This window comes from Pseudomonadota bacterium (genome assembly GCA_034189865.1).
In the GTDB taxonomy this organism is placed as follows: domain Bacteria; phylum Pseudomonadota; class Gammaproteobacteria; order UBA5335; family UBA5335; genus JAXHTV01.
In genome coordinates, this window is sequence record JAXHTV010000053.1 from 1 (window position 1) to 5,741 (window position 5,741).

Annotated in this window: 5 protein-coding genes and 1 pseudogene; all 6 read right to left on the bottom strand. The window is 57.0% G+C overall.

Annotated elements, in window-relative coordinates; all coding sequences use genetic code 11:
* On the bottom strand, positions 1-402 hold a 402-nt coding region (locus SVU69_13485; protein ID MDY6944010.1), incomplete at its 3' end, for an oligosaccharide flippase family protein.
* Between the two features lie 204 nt (positions 403-606).
* Positions 607-1,845, bottom strand: a complete 1,239-nt coding sequence (locus SVU69_13490) for an NAD-dependent epimerase/dehydratase family protein (GenBank protein MDY6944011.1) — start codon at positions 1,843-1,845, stop codon at positions 607-609.
* Between the two features lie 123 nt (positions 1,846-1,968).
* Positions 1,969-2,643, bottom strand: a pseudogene (locus tag SVU69_13495) (phosphoadenylyl-sulfate reductase).
* Positions 2,644-3,148: 505 nt separating this feature from the next.
* Positions 3,149-3,649: a transcription/translation regulatory transformer protein RfaH gene (rfaH, locus tag SVU69_13500; GenBank protein ID MDY6944012.1), complete on the bottom strand. Its 501-nt coding sequence runs from the start codon at positions 3,647-3,649 to the stop codon at positions 3,149-3,151.
* A gap of 5 nt (positions 3,650-3,654) precedes the next feature.
* Entirely contained in the window at positions 3,655-4,017 is a 363-nt protein-coding gene (locus SVU69_13505; protein ID MDY6944013.1) for a MarR family EPS-associated transcriptional regulator, read from the bottom strand.
* A gap of 509 nt (positions 4,018-4,526) precedes the next feature.
* The coding region (locus SVU69_13510) for a malic enzyme-like NAD(P)-binding protein (GenBank protein ID MDY6944014.1) at positions 4,527-5,741 on the bottom strand (1,215 nt) is incomplete at its 5' end.

Below are 5,741 nucleotides of genomic sequence, written 5' to 3' on the forward strand. Positions count from 1 at the left end.
GTCCCCCATTTGGTCCGCAAGTACCCAGATGGCGATTCCCGCGACTCCTACAGTTAGAAGTGATATGGCGAGTACCGCTTGATTGGCACGGATGAGCAGCCCGCGCATCAACGGCCATTGCTGGTGAACGCCGTAGCTTGCCAAATACCGGATCATCAGCATGGGTAAACCCAGGCCGCTGGGTACCGAAAGAAGCAACACTAAGGCCATGGCGGTGGCGTAAATCCCGTAGCCTTCTGCGCCCATCCAGCGTGCCAGGAATACGCTGGTGAGCAGCATCAGCAACTTGGATGACAGCGCCAGGATGGCACTGCCGGCAGCCGCGCGGGCGAGGTGCTGCCGCAGAGTGCTTTGCCCACCCAGAAGAGCGCGTAGGCGTGCGGAGATGGTCAGTGTCTGCACGTTAAAAACTAGCGATTCCGGGTGGGGTATGGGGCATTGGGTATCGACAAAATGCTTGGTGTTGGTCGTTGCTCAAGAGCGATTGCTTCGTCTCTTCGTCTCTCGCAAAGACGGATCATGAATCCGTCTTTGCGTCGTATGGATTAAGCCGATTCTGTAATGCCTGGGGCTAGGTGGGTTCACACAGCTCGGACTACAAAACTGCTAAGCGCTTTTGGTTGCGTTCGCCTGCTGTTTTGCTTGCTGGCTCGTACGCGCCTCGGCGCTTGCCGATTTTCCTACCTGGCGCCACAGAGATACGCACGGAATTTTGCTCTTGTCGCAACGGTGAGCATATTTGCGGGCTATGTCAGTCACTTCTTCCATGAGTCCGGCATCCAACGTGATCGGCTCAAGGCCCAGGGCCAAAAACCGATCGTTTTTCACGTGTAGATCGTTTTCATCGGCCTCGTTTCGCGGATTGCTTAGGTAGTCGATCTTCGCATCCGTGCGGTCGGCAATCATTTTGGCCAAGTCACGAACGCGGTGGGTCTCTGTCATTTGATTAAAAATCTGTACCCGGTCCCCCGTTTTCGGTGGGTTTTCCAGCGCGATTTGGATGCAGCGCACAGTGTCCTGGATGTGAATGAACGCGCGCGTTTGGCCACCGGTCCCATGAACGGTTAGGGGGTAGTCCACCGCGGCCTGCATGAGAAAGCGGTTGAGCACGGTGCCGTAGTCACCGTCGTAGTCGAAACGGTTGATCAAGCGCTCGTCCAGTTTCGTTTCGGCAGTTTGGGTTCCCCAGACAATGCCCTGGTGTAAGTCGGTCACGCGGATCTTGTCGTTTTTGTTGTAAAAGAAGAACAGCAGCTGATCCTGTGTTTTGGTCATGTGGTAGATGCTGCCGGGGTTGGCAGGGTAGAGAATCTCGTTCTCAATCTGGTCCCCATTATCCGTATCTACTTTGACTTTTAGATAACCCTCGGGGATTTTCATGCCCGCGGTGCCGTAGCCGTATACGCCCATGGTCCCCAGGTGTGCGATGTGAATATCCAGCCCGGTTTCGACAATGGCAGCGAGGAGGTTATTGGTGGCATTCAGGTTGTTACTCACTGTGTAGCGCTTGTGATTGGACGATTTCATGGAGTAGGGCGCGGCGCGTTGCTCGGCGAAGTGGACCACGGCGTGTGGTTTCAGCTCATTGAGCAGGTCCACCAGCCGTTGGTAATTCACGGCGACGTCGAAGTTATGAAAGTCGATGTGTTTGCCAGAAACTTCCTTCCAAACTCTGAGTCGTTCGCCCATGGGACGAATGGGGGTGAGGGATTCGCACTCCAGTTCGATATCGATCTTGCGGCGGGAGAGATTGTCGACGATGGTTACGTCATGGCCTTGGGCGGACAGATGCAGCGCGGTGGGCCAGCCGCAAAACCCGTCTCCACCGAGTATCAGAACTTTCATGGGGTTTCTCCTGAAATGATGCGCGTTGGGTGTGCGTATTTTGGTTTTTGACACAGTGTTTTCATGTGGCGAGTCTGCCGCAACAGGCTTGGCGTCCGCCGGCTTGATGAGATTGGCGTGAATACCGCATTCTTTGGTCTCGCCGTTCTCCCACCACCAACGGCCGGCGCGGATGTCCTCGCCCGGTGTGATGGCGCGTGTACACGGGGCGCAACCGATGCTGGCGTAACCTTGGTCGTGTAGTTCGTTGTAGGGTACAGCGTGGTCCCGGATGTAATCCCACACTTGTTGGTGGGTCCAGTGCACCATAGGATTGAACTTGTGTAATTGATGGGCCTCGTCCCATTCCTGTTCCGGTATGGCCGAGCGGTGCTGGGTTTGTTGATGTCGCAACCCGGATAGCCAGGCTTTTTTGTGTTTTAGTGCCCGCGCCAGCGGTTCGACTTTACGAATTTGGCAACAATCGCGGCGCAGCTCGACCGACTGATAGATGGCGTTCGGTCCGTGTTGGTGGGTCCACGCTTCAACCGCTTCGGTTTCGGGGCTGTAAAACCGGATGGGAATGCCGTATTTCTCGATGGTTCGTTGGGCTAGTTTGTATGTTTCAGAGGGTAACCGGCCGGTCTCCAGGGTGATGATGTCGATTTTGAGTCCGTATCGGGCGATCAGGTCGATCAAAATCATGCTCTCGGGCCCGAATCCGCTGGCCAACGCAGCGGGAAGAAACTCCGCGTCGACCTTCTTTAACAACCGCAATGTTGGGTCAAGGGCGTCGTGATAAGTTGCTGTCACGTTCACCTCGCGGGGTTGGGTTTAGCGAACACCACTCAACTGTCGTTCGGCAGTAACCGTATCGGCTTTAGTCGCTGGTATGCGGGCATGACAGTTTTGATTCGCCCTGAGTTCGACAGCTTGGAAATCATCTTTTATGTCATCGGGAGGGCCTTTAGGCCCGTGGCGATCCATCGCGCGGTGGTATCCAACTCAGTGCCCTGGAGAATGGCAAACTCCCGATGGATGGCCACAGCGCTGCGCGCTTTGCAATGACGGATTGGGTGTTTGGGTTTCAGCGACGGCGTTGTGATTGGGTTTTGGGCACGCTACCGCCCTGCAATTGCCGTTAGGGCTTTCGCATGGCCTGATCAATGGTCCGGGCTGAGGCGGACCTATACGTTGTATCAATGCGGTTCCCCACGATCCGCACCTTCCCCAAGTTGCTCAATTCGATTCATCGTGAGCCGGTTCGACGCGTTACTGGCGGCTCACGGCTTACTGTCGACGCTACTCCACACCGTGGTCCGGATCAACAGGCGGTGATCAATTGCTCCGGCAGTTCGATGGCGCGCTCGCTCCCCAGCAGTTTAAGCAGCACGATCACCCGCTCTTCCCCGGTGCGGGCCTTGAAAATTCCTTCGATTCCCCGAAACGGGCCTTCCATGACGGCCACTGTTGCCCCTGGCGCCCAATCAGGCGGGCTCACTTCGATGCAGCCGGTTTGGCTGTCTTCCCGCGCCTGGATATCGGCAATGAGCCGATCCGGCAAGGCGGGTAGTTGGTGGCCGAATCGCACAAGACCGATCACGCCGAGCGTGGATCGGATGGGTGCGACATTTTGTTGGGCCAGGTCAAGCTGTGCGAAGAGGTATCGTGGAAACAGCGCGGAGTCCGTCCATCGATAACGGCCCCTGAGTCGCCGGCGTTCTCGCGCCATGGGCAGGTAACAGCGATAACCCTGACGCTCCAGATTCTCGAGTGCGAAGCGTTCTTTGCGAGGTTTGGTTTGGATGGCGTACCAACGGTTCATGGGGGTTAGTCCGTTCGTCCGTTAAAATCCGGTGGTTCGGGCTGATCAACGGTTTTTAATTCCGCCTGCAGTTCGGCAATTTGCTGTTTGATGGTTTCGTACTCCGCCATTTTGGTACGAAGAAACCGTAAGGTGGCTCGTGCTTTCGCTTCCATGCCGCTGGGCGTGAGTAGATATGCGTATTGAGTTTTGTCGGGCTGGCGGCGAAAGTTCGCGAACTTGATATGGCCCTTGTCAATGAGCGCGCGCAGGCAATAGTTGACCTTTCCGACACTGATACCCAGCTCTTCGGCGAGTTCACGTTGGGTAATCTCCGGCCGCTGCTCCAGAATCTTCAGCAGGCGGTAGCTGACTTCCTCACGATTCATAAGGCGCGCCGCCGCGTTCAGGTGTTGAACGTCAATCTAGGGTGTATCGTTTCCACCGTCAAGTATCCTCATGTTGCGCTTGTTTTATTTAGCAAATATGAAGCCAATTGAGTGGTGCGATGTCGTATCGGATTCGCTTGTTTTCTGTCTGAATCGGCTGTTCGGTAATTGCTTGAATTGCCTGTTCATGGCTTGAACGGTCTTTGCGCTTTAACGGCGATGGGGTGGATAGCTTGAGGGGGCGGCCTGCACTGTTTTTGTTCCAACTCGGGTTGCGGTGTATCGCAGCGGTGCGTCTTCGTTGGCCGGGCGGTGCGCTAGACTCCGCGCTTACTAAAGACGGATAGGGTGAAACGATGTCGATGAGATTGGGTTTGCCTGTGCGTCATTGCGAGGAACGCAGTGACGAAGCAATCCAAAGAGCCTTGAATAAATCCTAAACGCCGGGTTATTGATCGAGGCCGCATGGATCGCCACGGGCCTTGCGGCCCTCGCGCGATCGCGCGAGGTCAGACGTACAAACGCAGGGTGGGTTTGCCGGCGGGTCCGCTGGCGGCCTCACGCACCGCTGTGGCCACTTGGACGTGGGTTTCGTTGTCCAGTACCGGGGGTACGAGTGCGTGGTCCGGTGCCAGTTCCGCCAGCTTTTGTGCCGCGGCAAAGAGCATGTCGTCTGTAAAGCGGGCGGCTCGGGCGTCCAGGGCCCCGCGGAAGAGGCCGGGAAAGCCCAACACGTTGTTTACGCTGCCGCCGTCGGCGGCGAAAGCCGCCCCGTGCTTCAAAGCCACCAGGGGGGAAATTTCAGGGTCCGGGTTGCTTAGCGCCAGGATGACTTGTCCGGGCCGAACCATTTCGGGTTTGATCAGGCCGGGTACGCCTGTGGTTGCGACCACGATGTCGGCTTTGCGCATGAGCTCCTCGAGGCTCACGCCTTGGCCGCCATTGGCTTCCAGGCGCTTGACAGCGTTTTGATTGATGTCGGAACCCAATACGGTTTTGACCCCGTATTGGGTCAAGAGCCGGGCGATACCGATACCCGCCGCACCCAAGCCGATTTGGCCCACCACGCTTTGCTTGAGGTCCACGCCCACCCGTTTGGTGGCGTTCAACAGGGCCGCCAAGCTCACCACGGCGGTGCCGTGCTGGTCGTCGTGCAAGACCGGTTTGTCGAGCTTTTCGATTAAGGCTGTTTCAACCTCAAAGCAATGGGGGGAGGCGATGTCTTCCAGCTGGATTGCGCCGAAGGAAGGCGCGATGGCGGTGATAATGTCGATCAGCCGCGCCGGGTCTTTTTCTTCCAGCAAAATGGGCACGCAAGTAACGCCCACGAGCCGTGCGAACAAGGCTGCTTTGCCCTCCATCACCGGCAGGGCCGCTTTGACGCCGATATCGCCCAGGCCCAGCACGGCCGTGCCGTTGGTGACGATGGCCACGGTGTTGGGCAGGTTGGTGTAGTCCCAAACGAGATCGGGCTGGTCTTTAATCGCCAAGCTGACGCGTGCCACTCCTGGGGTGTAGATGTCCCGGAGCTGCTGAATGGAGTTGATGGACAGCTTGGAGGCCATTTGGATCTTGCCGCCCCGGTGCCGATCCATAATCCGGTCCGACTTGCCGAGCAGGGTGGCGTTGGGCAAGGCATTGATTTTGTCCAAAACGCCGTAGTCTTTCGCCGGGTCCATTTCCAGGGTGATTTCCCAGATGGATTTGTCCTCGTGGCGACGGAC